Genomic DNA, 1,177 nt, shown 5'->3' with positions numbered 1-1,177 from the left:
ATGGCAAAGGAAAAGTTTGAGCGTACAAAACCGCACGTCAACATCGGCACGATTGGCCACGTTGACCACGGCAAGACCACGCTGACCGCAGCAATCACCAAGTATTTCGGTGACTTCAAAGCGTATGACCAGATTGACGGCGCGCCTGAAGAAAAAGCACGTGGCATCACCATCTCGACCGCCCACGTGGAATACGAGACCGACAACCGCCACTATGCGCACGTCGACTGCCCCGGCCACGCCGACTACGTCAAGAACATGATCACCGGTGCTGCCCAGATGGACGGCGCGATCCTGGTTGTGAACGCAGCTGACGGCCCGATGCCGCAGACCCGCGAGCACATCCTGCTGGGCCGCCAGGTTGGCATCCCGAAGATGGTCGTGTTCATGAACAAAGTTGACCAGGTTGACGACGAAGAGCTGCTGGAACTGGTTGAGATGGAAGTTCGCGAACTGCTGTCCAGCTATGAATACCCCGGCGACGACATTCCGATCATCGCAGGTTCGGCTCTGGCCGCGATGGAAGGCAACAACCCGGAAATCGGCGAAGAGAAAATCCGCGAACTGATGGCGGCTGTTGATGATTACATCGACACCCCTGAGCGTGAAGTTGACAAGCCGTTCCTGATGCCGGTCGAAGACGTGTTCTCGATCTCGGGTCGTGGTACCGTTGTTACGGGCCGTGTTGAGCGTGGCGTGATCAACGTTGGCGACGAGATCGAAATCGTCGGCATCCGTGACACTCAGAAAACCACCTGTACCGGTGTTGAAATGTTCCGCAAGCTGCTGGATCGCGGTGAAGCGGGCGACAACATCGGCGCCCTGCTGCGCGGTATCGACCGTGAAGGCGTTGAGCGTGGTCAGGTTCTGTGTAAGCCGGGTTCGGTGACACCGCACACCAAGTTCGAAGCCGAAGCCTACATCCTGACCAAGGAAGAAGGCGGCCGTCACACCCCGTTCTTCGCGAACTACCGTCCGCAGTTCTACTTCCGTACAACTGACGTGACCGGCACCGTGACCCTGGCCGAAGGCACCGAGATGGTCATGCCTGGCGATAACGTCGGCTTCACCGTCGAGCTGATCGCTCCGATCGCGATGGAAGACGGCCTGCGTTTCGCCATCCGCGAAGGCGGCCGCACCGTCGGCGCCGGCGTCGTCTCGAAAATCATCGAGTAAT

The 1,177-nt window shown here is 58.8% G+C and carries 1 protein-coding gene; it reads left to right on the top strand.

Annotation, left to right across the window (positions count from 1 at the left end):
• Positions 1–1,176, top strand: a 1,176-nt coding sequence (tuf, locus tag ACR0AA_RS23250; RefSeq protein WP_480666416.1) for an elongation factor Tu, incomplete at its 5' end; no start/stop codon positions are given.
• Between the last annotated feature and the right edge of the window lies 1 nt (position 1,177).

Source organism: Ruegeria sp. CE8, assembly GCF_056537465.1.
This window is presented reverse-complemented; position numbering and strand designations above follow the sequence as displayed.